This is a genomic window from Psychrobacter sp. (assembly GCF_035469765.1).
Classification (GTDB): domain Bacteria; phylum Pseudomonadota; class Gammaproteobacteria; order Pseudomonadales; family Moraxellaceae; genus Psychrobacter.
Genome location: NZ_DATIRM010000345.1, coordinates 1 through 2750, shown reverse-complemented (window position 1 = coordinate 2750; position 2750 = coordinate 1). Strand labels below are relative to the sequence as shown.

At 41.5% G+C, this 2750-nt stretch carries 2 protein-coding genes; both read right to left on the bottom strand.

Annotated features, from left to right (window positions below; translation table 11 throughout):
- Window positions 1-95: 95 nt before the first annotated feature.
- Window positions 96-1274 (bottom strand): acyl-CoA desaturase, encoded by a 1179-nt coding sequence (locus VLN09_RS09555; RefSeq protein WP_325245956.1) that lies wholly within the window; start codon window positions 1272-1274, stop codon window positions 96-98.
- 449 nt (window positions 1275-1723) lie between these two features.
- Window positions 1724-2452, bottom strand: coding sequence for a glycerophosphodiester phosphodiesterase (locus VLN09_RS09550; protein WP_325245954.1), 729 nt, complete (start codon window positions 2450-2452; stop codon window positions 1724-1726).
- Window positions 2453-2750: the final 298 nt, after the last annotated feature.

The following is a 2750-nucleotide window of genomic DNA, read 5'->3' as shown; positions in this document are numbered from 1 at the left end:
AGGTAAATATATTTAGTTAAGTTTGAGTAAGATTTTTGGAACGGAAGGAGAAGCGTCACAATAGAAATACTAAGTTTTTAAAAGACAGTTAACACTTAAGCAGCTTTTGCGCTTTCGCCGATAGAGCGAAATGCTGTTTTTAAGTTACTGTTATGTGCTAATATTTTTTGTTCAATTTTAGCATAGTCTTGCTTTAGCTCATCTTCAACTTCATGCAAGCGATCCGCAAACTCGGTTTTTTTCAGCTCAATGGTTTTTGCTTTTAATGCTTGCCATTCTTCAACCGTTTGCGTAAAGGCATCGTATTCAAACTTAATACGATCTTGGAAGCTTTTCATTGCATGAGGAATATCGATACCACTTGATGTTGCCGTATCAATCTGCTGCTGTGCCGCTTTAAATTGCATTTGTACTTCAGCATGCTTGATAGTGGTGTCATCAACGGTACGTAGCTCAGTGGTTAAGCCCAGCTTCGATAAGCCAGCGATTAACCATTTAGTAGGATCATACTGCCACCATTTTACGCCATTACGATAGTCGTATTGGAAGAAGTGATGGTAGTTATGATAACCCTCACCCCACGTAAAGATCGCTAAGAAGAAGTTATCACGGGCAGTATTAGTATCGGTATAAGGGCGCGACCCAAACATATGACATAGCGAATTGATAAAGAAGGTAAAGTGATGCGTCAGTACCAGACGTAGCAAACCAACGATGACCAAAGTACCCCAAACATCACCCAGTAACCAGCCAATCGCAGCGACCACACCGACGTTCAATGCCATTACCCATAAACCGTAATATTTATGCTGAATTTGCAGCGTTCTATCTTTGGTTAGGTCAGGGATATTTTTATAGTCAAATTTACCGCTAGGATAATTGCGTAGCATCCAGCCCATGTGACTAAAGAAAAAGCCACGCTTCGCTGAATATGGGTCTTCTAAGCGATCATCGACATGACGATGATGCGTACGGTGACCAGCAACCCAATCAAACGCTGAACCTTGTACTGCAAAGGTAGAACCCAGCAATAAAAAGTTTTTGACGATTGGATGTGCTTTATAAGCACGATGCGCCAATAGACGATGATAACCGGCTGTGATACTGATGCCTGTCCAAACCATAAACGCACCAAATACGCCCCAAACGGGTGCGCTGACTTGATGAGTAAACAGATACCATGGCGTAATGACCGCAGCAGCAATAGGCGTAGCTACCAAGATAGCCGCTGGAATCCAGTTAATTGGTGCTTTGGTAAACTCAAACTCACGCATATCGATGCTGTCTGCATCAGTAGGCAGTTTAGTCTGCTCAGATACGTTTGCGTAGTTGCGCTTGGCAACAGGCATCTCATCTAATGAGCTTTTTGCTTTATTTTCCTCAAAGCGTGTTTTAAAACGCGTAACTTGAGTGCTGGCTGTCTTTACAAGCGTATCACCAGATTTGATAGCGAAACGTAAGCCTTTAAGCGGTAAGCCAAGTGCTTTTTTTGCAATCATATAATATCCCTAACGGTATTCATTTAAGCGTCTATATTACCCTAAAGTAGTCATAAAGTGAACACTTATACACTATAAAAATATTACTAAATAACAATAACTTGTAGGACTTATGGTGTGAATTGTAGGAAATAACCCATGACTTATCAGCCATAAGGTAGAAATGTAAGTAAAATGATAAATATGTAGGCAATGAAAGCAGTCATTGAGAGATGGATAGTGTTTTAAAGGGTCAATATATGGCTTGGATAATCGGTAATGATGACATCAACTTGCCATGCTATTAGCTGTCTAATTGTTTCAATGTCATTAACCGTCCAAGCACTCACAGGTAAGTTGTAACGGTGACAATGCTGTATGACTTTATCATTCAAAAGCGGGTAGTGAATACCTAATTGTCCACAACCAAGTTGCAAGGCAGTATTGGGTGCTTGTTGCAATAATTTGGGCTCTCGAATAAGCAGCCCACGCGGCATATGCTTTAATAAAGTGGTACGCTGTAATCGAGCGTGCAGCTCAACGTCGAAGCTGGTTAGTACAATAGGTAGGCTAGCAAGCGGACTGTCAATTAAATCACGTATCAAGGCTTCTGCGAGTTTGGCGTAATCAGTACGACTATGGGTCTTGATCTCAAGCTCAATATAACGATAGGTATTTAGGGTGGGGGCGATACAGGGTAAGGTTATTATTGGCTGACCAAACTGCCGATAACGCTGTATTTCGCTCACATTTAGCTGATCTAAGCGTGATTGCTGCGAGCACATGCGCTCAAGCGTGTCATCATGAAAGACGATTAGCTGCCCATCTCGGCTTAGCTGTACATCAAACTCTATGCCTGCCAAACCGGAGGGTTGCAGTTTTTGCGCATATTCAAAGCCTGATAAGGTGTTTTCTAAGGCTTCTCCCCGCGCACCGCGATGCCCAAGTAGCAAGGTGTTCTTAAAATCTATCATAATCAATCATTGCCAAATATTTTGAGTATTTTGTTTCGAGCATTGTACTTTGAGCGTCGTAACTTGGATATGGTACTTTTAACATTGATTTTTAAATATTGCGCCAAGCTCGGATAGACAACATCTAATGCTATTAGGTTGCTAACAATCTCTAATAAAAGGTTATCAAAAACCGCCGTAAAACCACGTCACTTCTAGGGCGTGGATGTAAGGCGTCAGCCCTTGTCGTTTAATCTTGAATACACCTTGTCAACCAAACACGCTGAGATCATAATTACCTCATGAAAACACTCAAGCT